Origin of the sequence: Bacillus sp. TH17 (genome assembly GCF_016651125.1) — a bacterium.
In the GTDB taxonomy this organism is placed as follows: domain Bacteria; phylum Bacillota; class Bacilli; order Bacillales; family Bacillaceae_G; genus Bacillus_A; species Bacillus_A mycoides.
Genome location: NZ_JAEKEN010000001.1, coordinates 2044276 through 2061223, shown reverse-complemented (window position 1 = coordinate 2061223; position 16948 = coordinate 2044276). Strand labels below are relative to the sequence as shown.

Annotated in this window: 8 protein-coding genes and 3 pseudogenes; 7 read left to right on the top strand and 4 right to left on the bottom strand. The window is 31.3% G+C overall.

The window, feature by feature from the left end; translation table 11 throughout:
* The first annotated feature begins 55 nt into the window (after positions 1-55).
* Positions 56-1180 (top strand): alpha/beta hydrolase, encoded by a 1125-nt coding sequence (locus tag JFT95_RS10390; RefSeq protein ID WP_201052156.1) that lies wholly within the window; start codon positions 56-58, stop codon positions 1178-1180.
* Between the two features lie 182 nt (positions 1181-1362).
* On the opposite strand, the pseudogene JFT95_RS10385 reads toward JFT95_RS10390, so the two are convergent.
* Positions 1363-1655: pseudogene (locus JFT95_RS10385) on the bottom strand (ArsR/SmtB family transcription factor).
* A 459-nt stretch (positions 1656-2114) separates the two neighbouring features.
* On the opposite strand from JFT95_RS10385, the gene JFT95_RS10380 reads away from it, so the two are divergent.
* From JFT95_RS10380 to JFT95_RS10360, 5 genes and pseudogenes are all read left to right on the top strand, one after another.
* A complete protein-coding gene (locus tag JFT95_RS10380) occupies positions 2115-2438 on the top strand; it encodes a hypothetical protein (protein WP_002127477.1) in 324 nt (107 codons plus the stop codon).
* A gap of 1696 nt (positions 2439-4134) precedes the next feature.
* Positions 4135-5178: a Fic family protein gene (locus tag JFT95_RS10375; protein ID WP_201052154.1), complete on the top strand. Its 1044-nt coding sequence runs from the start codon at positions 4135-4137 to the stop codon at positions 5176-5178.
* Positions 5179-6021: 843 nt separating this feature from the next.
* Complete coding sequence (locus JFT95_RS10370) at positions 6022-7530, top strand: spore germination protein (RefSeq protein ID WP_002085466.1); 1509 nt, start codon at positions 6022-6024, stop codon at positions 7528-7530.
* Positions 7517-8620, top strand: coding sequence for a GerAB/ArcD/ProY family transporter (locus JFT95_RS10365; RefSeq protein ID WP_002127474.1), 1104 nt, complete (start codon positions 7517-7519; stop codon positions 8618-8620). Before JFT95_RS10370 ends, JFT95_RS10365 begins: the two co-directional genes overlap by 14 nt.
* Positions 8617-9743: pseudogene (locus JFT95_RS10360) on the top strand (Ger(x)C family spore germination protein). The gene JFT95_RS10365 and the pseudogene JFT95_RS10360 overlap by 4 nt, the downstream one beginning before the upstream one ends.
* 427 nt (positions 9744-10170) lie before the next feature.
* Here the strand turns inward: JFT95_RS10360 and JFT95_RS10355 are convergent.
* Positions 10171-11606: pseudogene (locus JFT95_RS10355) on the bottom strand (MBL fold metallo-hydrolase).
* A 66-nt stretch (positions 11607-11672) separates the two neighbouring features.
* Positions 11673-12872 carry an NAD(P)/FAD-dependent oxidoreductase gene (locus tag JFT95_RS10350; RefSeq protein WP_201052152.1) on the bottom strand — a complete coding sequence of 400 codons (1200 nt, stop codon included), beginning with the start codon at positions 12870-12872 and terminating at the stop codon, positions 11673-11675.
* A 511-nt stretch (positions 12873-13383) separates the two neighbouring features.
* On the opposite strand from JFT95_RS10350, the gene JFT95_RS29535 reads away from it, so the two are divergent.
* Positions 13384-13650, top strand: coding sequence for a DUF5065 family protein (locus JFT95_RS29535; protein WP_087944691.1), 267 nt, complete (start codon positions 13384-13386; stop codon positions 13648-13650).
* Between the two features lie 681 nt (positions 13651-14331).
* On the opposite strand, the gene JFT95_RS10340 is transcribed toward JFT95_RS29535, so the two are convergent.
* Positions 14332-16539 (bottom strand): M60 family metallopeptidase, encoded by a 2208-nt coding sequence (locus JFT95_RS10340; protein WP_201052150.1) that lies wholly within the window; start codon positions 16537-16539, stop codon positions 14332-14334.
* Positions 16540-16948 lie beyond the last annotated feature (409 nt).

The window sequence follows — 16948 nt, the reverse complement described above, 5'->3', positions numbered from 1 at the left end:
TCTTTAATATACTTCTCTTATCCTTACCTTGTAGTCAAATATAAGGAGGGATTTTATGTTTAAACAGTATGTAAACAACGAACAGTTCAATTTGCAAATTAACCGTTTTTTCAACGATTTCTATCAAGACGATGAGCGGGCAAATCAGGATTTGCAAGCCATCATCCCAAGACTTACAGACACGGACAGCTGGTATAACACTTGGATAGAATATGCAGCAATGCGGGAGCATCAGAAAGACTTCGATCTGGCTTCGGTTTATTATCAGGCTGCCGAGTTTTATATGGAATCATCCGATCCAAAAAAAGAAAAAGTGTACCAAAAATACCGTGAAACTTTTTATAAGGGCTTTCATGACTTTGAGTATGAAACCTATCAAATTCCTTATGAAGATTCCTATCTTCCTGCAATTAAATTCATGACACCAGGCGCATGTAATACACTACTTTTCTTTGGAGGCTACGATTCCTACATGGAGGAAATGATGAAGATGATGAACTACCTCATAGGAATCAATTATAATATTATAGTTTTTGATGGACCTGGACAAGGAACAGCACTGAAAAACGGCTTAAAATTCATCCACAACTGGGAGAAGCCCGTTTCCACAGTCATTGACTATTTCGAACTTGACCGTGTTAGTATTCTCGGAGCTTCTTTGGGCGGCTACTTAGCAATGCGTGCCGCCGCTTTTGAAAAACGAATCGACAAAGTCATCGCCTTTAATATTTTTTATAGTGGCCTTGATGCACTCAAGATGCGCATGCCGGATAATATCTGGAATAAATTGACCACGCTTCTGGCTACTAATGAAGCTGACAAAATTAATACCATGTTTAAACAAATGATGGCCACCAGCATCGACCTGAACTGGAAAGTTAAAAAAGGTATGGAAAATACAGGTGAAAAAACGCCATTTAACTTACTTAAAAACTTTGAAAAACATACGATGGCAGGAATCGGTCAGTTCATAAATCAAGAAGTATTGCTCCTGGCTGGTGAAGACGATCAGTACGTTCCAATTAGCCGATTACCGCAAATCGAATCGGAGCTATGTAATGCAGCCTCCATCACTTCTGTAGTTTTCACTAAGAAAACTGGTGGTGAACAACATTGTCAGGCTGGTCATCGTCACTTAGCTTTTGATGAAATTAAAAGATTTTTGCGACATAACTTCTAGTGAATAATATCAAACATTTTAGCACTTTCAAAATTTTTCATATACTAACACATTAGAACATGGTGACTATCGTGAAACTCCTCAAAAAAACTGATATTTTGTCATAAAAGAAATCCCCCACTTATTTGTGGGGGGATTATTCTGTGCTTTACTTATAATGATATGTGTGAAGTTTTGTTTATTTACAAACCTAAAATCCCTACAATCTGACTCGCCTTTACATTAGTAATATAATTGTACATCTCTAAGCCTTTTCTTTCAGCCTTTAGCACCTTGCCTCTCATTTTCAATAAATGTTGGGAAACAATAGATTGTGGAATTTTTAAAAGCTCCGTCAATTGTGTAACATTACATTTTTATACTGAATTAACTCGTTTATAATTTGCAATCGAATTGGATGTGCCATTATTTTTAACATATCTACATCCTCTTCAGTTATTACACTCTTTTTCATTTCACCTTTATACATTGTCATAAGAAATTCTCCTTTGTTATCCGTGCATTTCCGCACGTCTTTTAATTAGAAGTATATTCTAAAATTATTACGGTTTAATATTCTTATTTTTTGGTATATTGAAGTTTATATTTTTAAAATAATATAATTCCAGAAACGCCTTACACTCATATTGTACAATTCCAATATGCGATTCATATGAACTTAATATACGGTTTAAATGAATCTTATATAATGAATCTCACTTCACTATAGAGACACTGTTGAAACTTTACTTCAATAACTCTGTAGGAAACTTATAAACAACTAAAAAAGGACACACCTATAGCATATGTATGCGTAGGTGTGTCCTTTTCTAAGATAAATTTTAAAGTATTAACTTCTTTTTATCCTATCGTATAAGATAACTATTTAAATTTCAAAATATATAGTATAGAATAGGAACATTCGCTATATTTATGTATGAAAGGATTTTTGGAAATGGACTTGTTGCAAATCAAGAAAATGGAAAATTTAATTTGGACTATTGAACATAGTAGTGACCTCTCAAAAAGGTTTTACATAATAAAATTTTTTGATAGAGAAAATACAATTAAGCCAATTGAAACATTAGAATTTGGAAATAGAAATATCGACAAATTTGAATGGGTGTTTATTAATATATTTCCAAGGGTAGTAACAACTTATGTCCCTTCCACTGGAAGGAAACCTGATGAATCATTAATAGATACAACTAGAGAAAACAGTAAAGAATCACTTATTTTACAAGGAATACGAACCTACACCAAGTTTTGGTCATGTTAACCCCCACCCTTCTATAGCAGCAAGTATAATTTTGCATAAAATGTGGGTTTTTGAGTTAAGGTGAATTCTATATGTAAATTCTGCTGAGAGTTTCATTCACATTGTATTGTTCGTTATTTGAAGAACAAGGAGTTTTTTATAATATACGATATATCAATTTTTAAAATGTATGTTTATACTTATTTTTTTAGGCATTTTATTTTCTTAAGAGCATCCACGCAAATACATGCTCTTAAGAAAATAAAAGTAGTACGCATGAGATTGAATGAATATTAAATAAAACACTTTGGATCTGGAACTTACCTTACACTTTGTTTTATATACATAAAAGAAGAGTAGAATATCCTTTTTTATTTTTATATTTTCCTACTAACACTTCAAACAATCTATCAGGACGTTAAGTAGTGAATAGTTCAATTTAAGGGGATTGTTTTAGTCTCTACTAATTTAGCAGAAAATTCAGTTTCATATTTAATCTTTCTAAATTCTAGATGATTAAACCCTTGATTAGCGCCTCATCGGTTGAATCAAAAAGGGTATGCACTTTAATACACCTAGTCCAACAAACGTAAATATTACTCCTACCAAATCAAACAAAAAAATTTGAGTAGCCCCCTATTTATTGCACTAATTATAACTAGAGCTAGCCCTTTCCCTTTCCTTTTCTTTAAATTCCTACTTTAACTAGAACATACGGACGTTAAGTGATATGAATTCATTTTATAATGGGGGAATTTTTCACTTTTTTTAAACAACTTATTATATTATTTTTATCTAATAAGGCACAGAAACAAATTAAAAACCTTTAGTGCTCCTGAGAAAATCTCTTGAGGAAAAACGTTTTTAGGGTGAAACATTTTTCAGGGTACTTTTATACTGACTCTTTTCCTTAAAATGTTTCTGTACCTAATATTTAAATTAACTTATGTCAAAATATTTCGCAATACAAGTGCTAAATGCTACATGGATATATAGAAAATGACACTTTTTATGAGCATACCCCATCAAATACTTATATTAAATATAGAAAAGTCACCTTACTATTATTAAATTTGTTAAATTAAATAATAAAAATGGAGAATGCTAACTTTATAATTGTCACAATTTAATTTATATATCTACTCTTTTATTACTCGTAAAAATCATTTGATAATTCCTTCAATATTAATTTATGAAATGCAGAGACCATCTAAAGCAACAATTTTCTTACATTAGATTGTTTTTCTATCTATTTTATTTTGTCGAAAAAAGTCGATATTTTCATATTTTTTTCATTTAATTATTGTACATTTGCACATTTAATGTTAGGATTATGCCTATTCAAATTAGATCCTATTGATTCCTCTTTAAGATTTCTTTATTTTATTTTTGAAAATTAGTTACTTTCTAGTAAATTCCCAGCAATAATACAGCAAACTACACTAATAATAATTCTAAAATTATATTTTCATCTCGTAAATTCATAAAAAGGAATTTAAGTCAAACTATCTTTTCTATCTGTGTATATTCATTCTTTATTCAAACATGATTAATCATAAGTTCTAACTCGTTAATCAAATTTAAATAACAATTTTGATTCTAAAATAAGTTCAAAATCAAAATAAATATATTGTTATTTCAAAATAATGTTGTAAACTATCTTTAGAATGGAAAGATTTATGTAACAGCATGTTAAGGGGTTACAGGGGGAATAAAAATGAGAAATTTTTTCGATGACAGGTATAAAAATATTGAATTAAAAAGGAGACTATTAAATATAATTAGTGAAATTAGTGAATTAAAAGGAAAATTAGCTGCTTATCAGGAACAAAATCCTGATATATTTACTAGCTTAGAAAAAACCATACCACTTCATTACATAAAAAACTTTACTACTACCTATGAAGATATAAAAGTCCCTAATAAAAGATTAAAAGAACTTATTTTAGATGATATAGTACCTCAAAATATTTCGGAAGATGCTATCTTTTGTTTTTATCAAACACTTACTTTTGTACATAAGAATTCCTGTGATTTATTAATCAATCCAGAGACTATACAGGAATTACATTTTCAATTAATACATTACATTACCTCTGACAGTGCCAAATGGCGCGAAAAACCGTTTACTATTCCAGGTATTCCTGAAAACGGAATGCACTTAAATAGTTACCGCATTCTTCCACATGAGCTTATTCCACAAGTAATGGAACAATTATGTGATCAATATAACTCATTAAATTCTAGTAAGGGCCATCATTCACTTTTATTAATAGCTCGTTTTATATTTAATTTTTATTGCATAGTCCCTTTTAATCAGGGTAACGGCAGATTGGCACTTATGCTAATGCAATTGCTATTAATTAAGAGTGGAAATACATTTGTAAAATATGTATGTCTGGATAAATACATTAAGAAAAATGAATCTGAATATTACAATTCGATTTATAAATCTTCGGTAAATTGGTACTGCGAGGAACATAATAGTAGCTTTTGGTTAAAAACGTTTTTAACTATTATATTAGAGGCGTACAAAGATCTTCATAATACAGTTCTAGATTCTATATGTAAGCATACTAAAGTGGAGAGAATTCAGGATTTTATCCTTAAACAAAAACAACCCTTTACTAAGGAGTGTATTCGTAACAAATATCCAGACATAGCAGAGAGTACAATCAGTAAGGCTTTAAATTCTTTGCAATTGTTTGGCCATATTAAGCTAGTGACAAAAGGAAGAAATGCTAGTTGGATTAAAGTTTAACTATACTTGTAAAACACTTACAGTTCAAAAAAGAAAATTATAACTTTATCATTTAAATTCATGCCTTTGGACTCTTATTCATTGAATTTCACTTTAATATATTAAGCTATTATTACTAATTTAGTTATTTCTAATTCCTACAAAACGTTTTATAGGAATATTTGTCGAAAAAAGTCGCATTTTAATATTTTTTCTTTATTTTCTGGTTGTAAACGTTTCATTTTCATGTTACCATCTTAATCAAACAATAGATGGTAATAAAAATGAAAATATTTCTTTCCCTTAGAAACATATAAACGTACGGTCATATCAAGAAAATAAGGCCAAAGAAATATTTGATACCTATCCAAATTACCAATAGGAATTTTGCCGCATTAACTTTCTGTTATTTCAGAATAAAACTTCACATTTTGTCCCTAAACAAAATTTGTTAGCGTGCAAAATTCAAATACACTAAAACACCCAAATAAATGAAATGTACTTTTTTATTGAGCATTGAGGTATGAAAAAATAATTCTTCCTACAAAATTCAGCTGAGTAACATAAAGACATCTAAATTACTACCTTTATCGCCATCTATTGTTGACAACATATTTACCAACTATTAAAAAGAACCTATCAAGGGTTCTTTTTTATTATAATCATTCAAATTTCACTTCTATCTTGATACTTAGATTTCTACACAAATTACATCTACTTTTTTACTCTCAATTATTGAATTTATAATATAGTACTTCAATTTTAGTTATTCTTGATCTCAATCCGTTTAAATTAGTGAATAAAATTCAAACATATAAAAATAATAACTACAACTAATCGTTATATATTAAAGAGGTGTCAATTTTGTCCTTAAATGAAAAGACCCTAGAAACAAAGACAGATAAAACCATTGAAAAAATCCAAACAAGTAACTTAAAAGAACTTAAAAATACATTAGATAACATCTTTGATATTAGTGCAGATTTGATTGAACATCCTTTGCAATTAAAAACAAACACGAATATTTTACTATATTATTTTGAAGGCCTTACAGATGGTGTTGCATTAAAAGGAAATGTTGTTACACCATTATTACAAGAAGTGAATGAAGACAGTCAAATATTTAATTCTAATATTATTGCTACTCATACCAAAATAGTATATACGTGGAATGAAATTAAAGAAGGATTACTTGAGGGACAATGTGTACTGTTTATGGAAGGAGAAAAGAGGTCCCTTCTAATAAATACAAAAGGCTGGGCAGAAAGAGCGATTCAAGAACCCATTTCAGAAGTTACTATTAAAGGCTCACATGATGGGTTTATTGAGAATGCCACAAAAAACATAGGCTTAATTCGTCGATATATTCCTTCTACTGAATTGAAAATTAAAAAAATGACAATTGGAGAACGCGCCACTTCTTTAGTCTATTTAATTTACTTAGGGGATGTAGCAAACGAAGATGTGGTCCAAGAAATAGAAACTAGAATCTGTAAAATTAAAACGGATGCGGTATTGAGCATTGGAGAACTATCTAATTTTACAAAGGATCAAAATTGGACTCCTTTTCCACAGGCTTATTTAAGTGAACGCCCAGATGCCATTTCTAATCATATACTTGATGGAAAAGTAGCAGTGTTAATTGATAGATCTCCTGGTGCGATGATTGTCCCAATGAATTTAATTGGATTTTTTCAGACTCCAGATGATTATAATATACATTGGCTCATTGCATCATTTTTTCGCTTATTACGATTTGCAGGATTTATTATAGCTATTTTTTTACCCGCAATTTATATTGCTATAGTCTCTTTTCACTTTGAAATCATTCCTTTAGATCTATACACTTCTATTGCAACGTCAAGAGTTAAAGTCCCTTTCTCTCCTTTATTGGAAGCTTTTATAATGGAAATCACACTAGAAATGCTACGTGAAGCTGGTATTCGCTTACCACAACCAATTGGACAAACAATTGGAATTGTTGGAGGGATTGTAATTGGGCAGGCGGCTGTTCAAGCTGGTCTTGTGAGTAACGTTATGGTTATTATCGTATCTATTACCGCCATTGCATCATTTATTGTTTCTAATTATGATTTATCAAGTTGTATTCGGCTTATTCGTTTTCCAATGATGTTATTAGCCTATTTTTATGGGATTGTAGGTATTGTTAGTGGATTAATGCTCTTATTTGCTCATTTTGTTTCATTAACTTCCTATGGTTCACCATATGGATTGCCAATTGCACCATTTCGTCTCCAAGAGTTAAAAGATTCTTTTGTAAGATTTCCTATTTCCATGATCACCACCCGCTCGAGTACAGGACAGCCGGAACAAAAAAAGAAAAAAGAAGGTGGTTCGCATGGGGAATCTTAAATTTCAAAACATAACTTTATTTGAATTTATTGTTTTCATCCATTCACTGCAACTTGCATCGGGTATGTTAATTATGCCAAGCCCACTTGCTACTACCGCTGGCACAGATGGCTGGATTTCTATCATTCTGGGATGGATGGTTACTTCTATAATTGGCGTATTTATTGTATTAATGTTACAAAAAAGTCCTAGCAAAAATTTCTCACAGATTTTAAAAACATACTTTGGTAAATGGCTAGGAACAATTTTTCTTCTTTTATATGCCTTTTATCTATTTTTTGCTGGTTTTAATACTTTATTAAAGGCAACTGACATTATAAAAGTGTGGATATTCCCTTCCACTCCTGCTTATCAAATCGCCATATTATTACTATTGCCTTTTATTATTTTATCATTGAGTGGGATAAGGGCTCTTACTAGTTATTCTATGCTTGTTTTCTTCTTCACTGCTTGGATGCCACTATTTCTTCTGTTTTCATTAAAGAGTAACTACAATCCTTTACACCTACTACCTATTTTTAAAGATGGCATATCCCCTATTGTAAAGGCAACAAAAGAAACAATTACCCCTTATGCTGGCTTAGAAATTGCATATTTTATTTATCCGTTCTTACAAAAAAAACAAAAAGCCATAAAAGGAATACTAATAGCGAATACTGGAACCATGTTTTTCTATCTATATGTGACTATTCTTTCTTATATATACTTTAGTCCGGAGGGAATAAAAGACGTAATTTGGCCAGTATTTCATTTGTTAAAAGGGGTTCGTTTTTCATTCATAGAACGATTAGAAATTATATATATCGCTTACTATTTGATTGTATTTTCTACTACAATATATCCGTATTTATTTTTCAGTTTTGAATCTGTGACCATTTTACTTCAAAAAAATGCTCGCAATTGGGTGCTCGTTAGTTTTATGTTTTTAATAGTCGGCTTATTTATTTTTCTAAATCCCGACGTGGATCAATATTTGTTTATATATTCTCTTATGGATATCTTAAATATCATTTTTTTTATTCTATTACCAATCTTTTTTTTCGCATACAGCATTCTTTTCACTTGGTTAACTAGGAGGAAACAACTTTGATTCGAAAATGGATATGGATTGTAACTTGTTGTGTATGTTTAATCGGTTGTAGTCAAAGAATCCCTCTTGAACAGGTTTCATTAATCCTGTTAATCGCCTTAGATAGAACTTCTAATGGAGACATAAAAGTGGGCACAAGCATACCACTCTTTCATCCTAAACAGCAAAGAAGTACTATAGAGCAATGGACGCGGGCATCCACTGTATATAATGGATTCAGTAAAATAGATACGAAGTTAACGGGATATATGACAGCCTCAAAAGCTGAAATCATTTTAATTGGGAAAAAATTGGCCCAAGAAGCAAATTGGATGCAGGAGCTTGATTCTTCTTACCGTGATCCTTACGCTACCATTAATGCTAAAGTAGTACTTGTTGATGGACCTGTAGAAGAAATTTTCACAATTAATAAGCCCGATAAACCATCACTACCATCTTACATAAGTAGTGTAATCGAATCCTCCATTCAAAATAATTAATCCGTTTCTTCCACGATTCAACAATTAATGAGAGAAAAAAATGAAGAAGGAATGACACAAGCTGTTCCAGTTATAAAAAAAACAAAGAATGAAATCGACACGGTAGGAATTGCACTTTTAGATCGACAAGGTAAATATTTAAGCCGTATCCCTAAAAAAATGTTAAGTTCTTCAATCTTTTAAATAAGCCCAAAAATAAAGGCCGGATGATACTACACCTTGTGCTTCCACCTAAAAAATCCAGCCAAAAACCAAACACTTCTATATTAATACAGAATGCGACTAGGAAAATAGATGTTAATTTTCAAAAAGGAAAGTTTGTATTTAATTTCGATATAAACGCTAATGTAGCTATAATAGAAAAAACTAACGCACATTTAATTAAGGAGCATTATGATAATAAAAAAAACATACATAATTTAGAAAATGAGGTTCAAAAAGAAATTAATAAGAAATTACAAAATATGTTGTATGAATTACAAAAGAATAAAATTGATCCTATCGGATTATCGTTATATGCTAGAGCTTTTCAATATAACGAGTGGAAAAAACTAAAAGGAGATTGGTTGCAAGCATTAGCAGAGGCTAAAATAACTGTAAAAACACACGTCAAAATAAAAGATACTGGGACCATTAGAAATTAGATTAGCCTATTCTTTTATTTGACAGCATTTCTCAGTCGAATTTCCCTTCCTCAATAATTATGATATAAAAGACGCTAATTCAAAGAAAAATCTTTCGGTTAAATGCTAACCAATAGATTTTTCTTTTTTCTCTAACCAGCTCTTTTAAAAGGGCAACAATTTAACTACGGTAATCAAGTACAAGTTTCTAATTTAAGGGGTTTCGGCTTTTTGAGTTCGTTCGAATATCTTAGTTTTAGTTTTATGTACTTTGATAGAATAGATACACATCAGCATATTTGTGCTTAATTTTATCGTTTAATGCGGCTTTAATAAATCATTTTTAGTTTATATATCCCATACTGATAGCAATTGAATTTTATTATTTATCCCCTTAGATTATTTCAAATGATTCTATTTTCTTTCCATTTGACTCTTTTGATATATTTCAAATTTCTTGATTACATGTTGTATAGGGGAGCCCTTCTTTTTTCCACGTAAGAAATCCTCCCTTTAAATTAACTACTTTCTTTATATCAGCTTTTTGTAAAATGCTAGCTGCTATAGCGGAACGTAACCCCGTTCGACATTGTAAAACTATTGGACAATTTTTCGGTACATCATCTAGCCGTTCAAGTAGATTACCTAAAGTGATATGTATTGCATCATGAAGATGCCCTTCATCCCACTCTTTTTACTACGCACATCGATAACCTTTACACTTCCATCTTTTATTAACGGATATAATTCATTTGATGTTTTTTCCTTATAAATCTCTAAATTATGGAATCTTTGAATTACCTTTGAAGGTGCAAAAGCAATAATATTATCTAAGCCAATGGACTCAAAGTCTCTAATAATTTCCTCCACTTTAACATTTTCCGCATCTAAAATTATTAAAGTTTCTTTTTTATAATCTAATATCCCCCCACACCAAGTTGTGAAAGAATTGTTATAAGGTATGTTAATTGACTTCTCGATGTGGCCAGCAGCAAAACACTCTACATCCCTTATATCAACTATTTGCTGAACACCCCTCATCACTTCTTGAAGTTCTTCTACTATATAAATAGCAGTAATCTCTCTCTTCTTACGAGTTGGTGGACCATACTTATTTAAATGCTTCATTAATGGAAAATACTTTGGAGGCTCTGGCTGTCCCGTCAATAAATTCGATATAAAATTATCTTCATCATTACATTGAAACGCCCAATTAAACATCTTTTCATAACCTAATGTGGAAGTTGGAATTGCTCCTAATGCTTTTCCACATGCACTTCCTGCACCATGTGATGGCCATATTTGCAAATAATCGGGGAGTATTTTTATTTTTTGTATAGAATCAAATAATTGTTTCGCTCCTATTTTTGCGGTATCTTTAATACCAACAGCAATTTCTAATAAATCGGGTCTACCTATATCTCCTACAAATATAAAATCACCTGTGAATATTCCTATCGGTTTATCATTCATATAATTATTTTGACTTGTATCGGTTACTAAAAAGGAAATACTTTCAGGCGTATGCCCTGGGGTATGAATGACATTGAATTTTATATGACCAACCTTAAACTCTGTTCCCTCTCTAACCAAATTGTATCGGCCCTCGTTAAGATTTTGATATTTCCAATCACTATCTCCTTCATCTGATACATATAAATTTGCATTAAAAAGAAGGGAAAGTTCTCTAGATCCAGATAGAAAATCTGCATGAATATGAGTCTCAGCTGCAGCAATTACTTCCATTCCCTCTTTCTTAGCAAATTCTATATATTGTTCTATATAGCGGCTGGGATCAATAACAATTGCTACGCCTTCCTTCTGACAACCAACTAAATAGGAAGCATGAGCTAATTTTTCATCATAAAAATATTTTAAAAGCATAGCTATTCCCTCCAAATGCTTATTTCAAATTACTTCTCGGTTGTTACAACAACTCTCTATCTTTCCTTATAGAATCCCTTTCAACATTAAATTCCAATACATATAGGGCAACATATACCTTTTAAGTAAAAACATACTATACCGTTCTTTCGCTTGATTAAACGGAAACGTTTCTTGAGGCTCATGTTCATAGTTAAATTCAGCGAGTATAAGACTTTTATATCCTGTAACAATCGGACAGGATGTATACCCATCATAATTAGCCTGCAAGTCTCTTCCATTAAGTACGTCCAAAATATTTTGTTTTAAGACAGGTATTTGTTTTCGAATTGCCGCTCCAGTTTTAGATGTAGGTAAATTGGTACAATCTCCAAGTCCAAAAATATTCTTATATTTTACATGCTGCAAAGTATAAGGACTTATATCTACCCACCCCTGATGATCACTTATCTCACTTTCTTTAATAAAGTTAGGTGGCCCCATTGGTGGAACAACATGTATCATACTATATGGTACTGTTTCTCGTTTCAGTGTTTGCGTATCTTCAAAAATTGCTTCTCTCTTTTCAGCGATAATTTCTACTAAGTTTTTATTATAGTTCGTTATAATTTGCTTTCTTTCTAGTACTTGTTCTAGTATTTCAGCATAACGCGGTACCTGAAATATGTTAGCGTTCGCAGAATAAAACATTACTTCACTTCTGTTTTTCAAACCGCCATTACAAAAATACTCTTCTGCTAAATACATAATTTTTTGTGGGGCGCCACCACATTTAATAGGAGTATTGGGGTGGGTAAAAATCGCATTTCCTCCTTTGAATTTTTCAATTTCTCTCCAAGTAGAATCAACATATTTATAAGAATAATTGCTACAAACCCCATTAGTCCCAATAGACTCCTTTAAGCCTTTAATACCACCCCAATTTATTTGTATACCGGCTGCTACAATAAGAATCTCATATTCAAGTAGCATTCCATCATCTAAAAGTATCTTATTTTGATCTGGAAACAACTTAACAACACTTTTAGGAATCCACGTTGCTCCTTTTGGAATAAGTGATTCTTGATCACGCATCGTACATTCCTTTGAAACAATTCCTCCCCCAACTAAACTCCATAGTGGTTGGAAGTAATGTTTTTTAGATGAATCGATAATAGCTATACTTTCTTTCAATAGGGATACATTTCGTAACAAATGTGCAGTAGAAGATAGTCCTGCAGTCCCAGCGCCAATCACAATAATTTTATAATTATCTCTGGTCTTCATTATCCTCTTCCTATCTGAATTTAATTTTTAAGTTAACTAATTATTAGCCTTATTTCATCGTAGTAACAATATTATAAGATAAAAATACTATTATTTCATCTTATTAAAACGAATATTCCGTTAACTTTATCCGTCGACATTACTATATGCGTAAATCCCTTATGTTACTTCTTTAATTTGTTTCAAACTCTACAAACTTTACATTTCTCAATATTAGCCTGTATCCTATCTCACTTTAATGACATTACACTTCTATAGATAATGAAATGCAAGTTTCTTTGGTATGGTTTGTCCATCCTCCTTTTCAGGAGATAGACAAAAACAATCTTATTCCAATAGCTATATTACCTATTCTTTTTTGAATCTTTGTTATAAATATCTATACATGCATTTGAGAACGTCTTTGTTGTTTTTCCAGTCCCTCAATAATGTGAGAATTGCTATTACCATATTTCCCGTAGCCTTTGATTTATAGGGAGCTGAAAATAGTACATACCAACCCGACTGGAATATTGAACACCTCATAACAGGAGATACTTTCTACTTAACTCAACGTTTTGGTAGAGCGCATTTTGGTGCCAAAATGAAGATTTTCAAGGTTCACCCTGACGGTACTTTACAACGCTTTATTACAATTGAACCAGAATTTATTACTACGCCTAAAGGGTTAGAAATTTGGAGAACACCAATTACAAATGTATATACTAAAGGGACATATATTGCAGTAATTAAGTATAACGGAGAATTTACCTACTCAAATCATTTTCAAATTAATTAACTCTTTCCTACTCAGTAGCTAGAATTGATTAATTAGGTAGCTATGAAGAATTAAGATCTTAACCAGCTTCAATTGGATTTTAACTTTTTTAATATAAACACATTTTACTTTTAATAGAAGTAAGTTAACTATTATATCCACCTACCCTTCGTATGCAATATTGCATACGAAGGGCCTTAAATATTTTGGTATACTATGCATGTGGATTTTTCATCCAAAATTCCACTCAAACGCATATTTATGTATATGCCGACCCTAATTGCTAAAAGTGAGAAGAATGTTATTCATTCTTCTCACTTTTTTTATTTAAAATGTGTGCTTGTACTTAGGTCTTTAGATATTTTACATTTTGAATCTTAATACTAATCCACGTATGTGAATTTCCTTATAAAAATAAACTCCAAAATAGAATTAATCCTCCAAATTCCACCTATGGAGTCAGTTGTTTTCTAAAAAACATTCCAGCGTTTTTATCAATCGATTTCAGAATAGTCAAATAATAATACCGTATACAAGCTCTGCATAAATTATTCATTTTCTTTTATATAATACCTACCTTTTTACTTCTGATAAATCATTAAACATTGGATTATATTTCACTTTTATATAAATAAAAGCCAAATAGCCGTTCATAATGAACGACTATTTAGCATCTTACTAATAATTTGAATGTTCTTCATGTTAATCTATTTTGTTTAATCCCGTAGAAGTAACTTGATAGGTTCTTTTTTTACCTATATATTCTTGTTTATTATTCTCAAGGTTAATAAGTGTAGCCCGTGTCTTTTCCTTTACTGCTTCCCCTTCTATATGGGTAAACTCGATATAATCTCCCACTTTGACTGGCACAGTTTGTCTTTCAGCAGTTTGCTGTCTATTTCCCACTATTTCCTTATTGTACACAACACTACCGGATGAATTCTGTACTTTGATACTTGCATACGTATTATTAAAATAAGAATGTGGTACGCCTGCTTCTAAATTCACCTGCATTTTCTCTGTTACCCTATTATAATCTACTTTTGCGATTTCTCTATCACTATATCCCTTTAAAGACCAACCAAATTGATTTCCGTCTAAAACCGTTGCTTCTGGCATCTTTTCTACTTTCTTCAGACCTTCTTTTGTAACTTCGTACATTGCTTTTTTTCCAAAGCTCTCTTGTTTACTGTTGTCTACATTTGTGAAAGTAGCTCTATGCACACCTTCTAAATGTGTTAACTCAATATAATCGCCTACTTTAACTGGAACTTTTTGCAATTCAGCATTTTGTTGTTTGTTTCCATAAATGTCTTTCTTGTATACTACTTTCCCTGATGCATTTTGCACTTTAATACTCGCATATGTTTCATTAAAATAATGATGTGGTACGCCTGTTTTTAAGTCAACTTGCATTTCTTCTGTCGACTTATTGAAATTGATTTTAGCAAATTCGAAATCACTAATCCCTTTTAATGACCATGCAAACTTGTTTCCTTCTAAAATATTATTTACATTAGGTATATCTGGTTTAATTGGATTAGAATCCGTCCCCTTCCAAATCTCTGCTGTTAAAGTTGGATACCCTAATACAGCCACTTTTTGAATGGTATCGTTATTTGGACGTAATCCCCACTTCTCAAAGAAAGGTATCAAATTTTGTTTGGCTACTTTTGATGCCGAAATCATAAATAATTGTTTTTTATTTTCATCAGTTTGTGGAAGTTCACTTGAAGACATGTCTCTATACAATTGATGCAATTTAGGATAGAAGTCCTCTCCATATGCTAACTGTAGTTGCCAAAGCATAACAAGCTTAACAAAAACATCACTAACTTCGTCATAATTTTTATTAGGTTGTTCTAAGTATTGAAATGCCTTAGTATAAGCGCCCTCCTGTTGCAATCTAAAAGATTGATTAGATGTAAATGCTTTTTCTACAGAAAGGCTGTAAATATTATTTTGTACTTCTGTCATATTATAAAACTTCCAAGGTGATTGCTGTCTCAAATGCCCTGCCTCATGCCAAGGACCCCAGCCATCTTTTATAAATTTATTAATATCTAACACGTATTGGATTGCATCTCCTACATATGCGGTTCGATAAGAAGTTGCATACATATAATAATCGGGAGAATGATTTTCTTCTACGTAATGAATATAATGTTTATCTACTTGTTCCTCGGATAAACCAGCTACTTTGTCTTGAATTCGAGTAGCTTCATCCATCTTTTTTAAGAGTTGTACAGGATCTGTATTAGAACCTAACAAATATTTCTTAACACGTGCAGGGCTAGCCGTAATTAATACACGTTCTCCTTTTAACTCCACTGCATGTGCATTGGGATATTGGTCCAGCATGTTTATTAAATCTTGTTTCGTATGCTTTCCTAGTTCAAAAAAAGGAGTAGTCGTTCCACCTGTTGTGACTGTTGTTCGAATGGTACCACCTTGTTGTTTATTATAAAAATAAATCATCCCCCCATTTGGAGATTGGATTGTGTTTATACCAGGTTTTAATGTAAATGATTTTATTTTAGAATCTTCTCTCCAAGAAGCATCATACGAATACGTTCCAATGTATGCTTGAATATTTTGATTTCCTTCTACATTAATCGTTATTTGTTCATTTGGCTTTGCATATAAACCAGTGGGTTCATATGGACTAAATGCCATACTTTTTCTTTCCTGTTGTTTCAGTACCTCAACATCCCCTTTTCCTGGGACTGTATATATTCTGTTTTCTGATTTAACTGACTTTTCCTCTTGCAGTGATGTCGATATTTTTTTTTGCTGCTTTGTTTCCTCTGCAAAGACATCTGATGAAGAAACCATTCCAGTCGTAAGCATAGTTACTGTAGCGGTAGCTGCAAGTATTTTTCTAGTTTTATATTTTGAGTTATTCCCCATATTATCTCCCTCATTTTCCCTTAGTACATTTAAGGATTATTATTTTATTTATTACGTTTTTACACCAAAAATTTTTTACGCTATTTATGTTGTATCTAATACTCTATTTTTTCTCATAATAGTCTCCTTTTCTTTATTTCTAATTGTTTATAAATGTTATTTGATGACACATAAAATAACAACTTTACGATAAACTCATCAATAACAACCTATTATGTTTTGATTTAGTATTCTTAACTTCCATCTAATTGTATAAAAGTATTCAATTAGGAAAATAAGAATATAAAGCTCACTAATCATAGATTAGGTTTTATGGAAAAATTCATAAAAATCATTCACCTTAAAAATTCAAACTTGTATAACTACTTTCTACATATGGGATGGAATTATAAAAATATTTCAATAAAAT

Excerpts from the sequence above, each read along its gene's own strand:
- JFT95_RS10390 (WP_201052156.1), top strand. The coding sequence starts at position 56 with ATGTTTAAACAGTATGTAAACAACGAACAGTTCAATTTGCAAATTAAC.
- JFT95_RS10380 (WP_002127477.1), top strand. The coding sequence starts at position 2,115 with ATGGACTTGTTGCAAATCAAGAAAATGGAAAATTTAATTTGGACTATT.
- JFT95_RS10375 (WP_201052154.1), top strand. The coding sequence starts at position 4,135 with ATGAGAAATTTTTTCGATGACAGGTATAAAAATATTGAATTAAAAAGG.
- JFT95_RS10365 (WP_002127474.1), top strand. The coding sequence starts at position 7,517 with ATGGGGAATCTTAAATTTCAAAACATAACTTTATTTGAATTTATTGTT.
- JFT95_RS10350 (WP_201052152.1), bottom strand. The coding sequence starts at position 12,872 with ATGAAGACCAGAGATAATTATAAAATTATTGTGATTGGCGCTGGGACT.
- JFT95_RS10340 (WP_201052150.1), bottom strand. The coding sequence starts at position 16,539 with ATGGGGAATAACTCAAAATATAAAACTAGAAAAATACTTGCAGCTACC.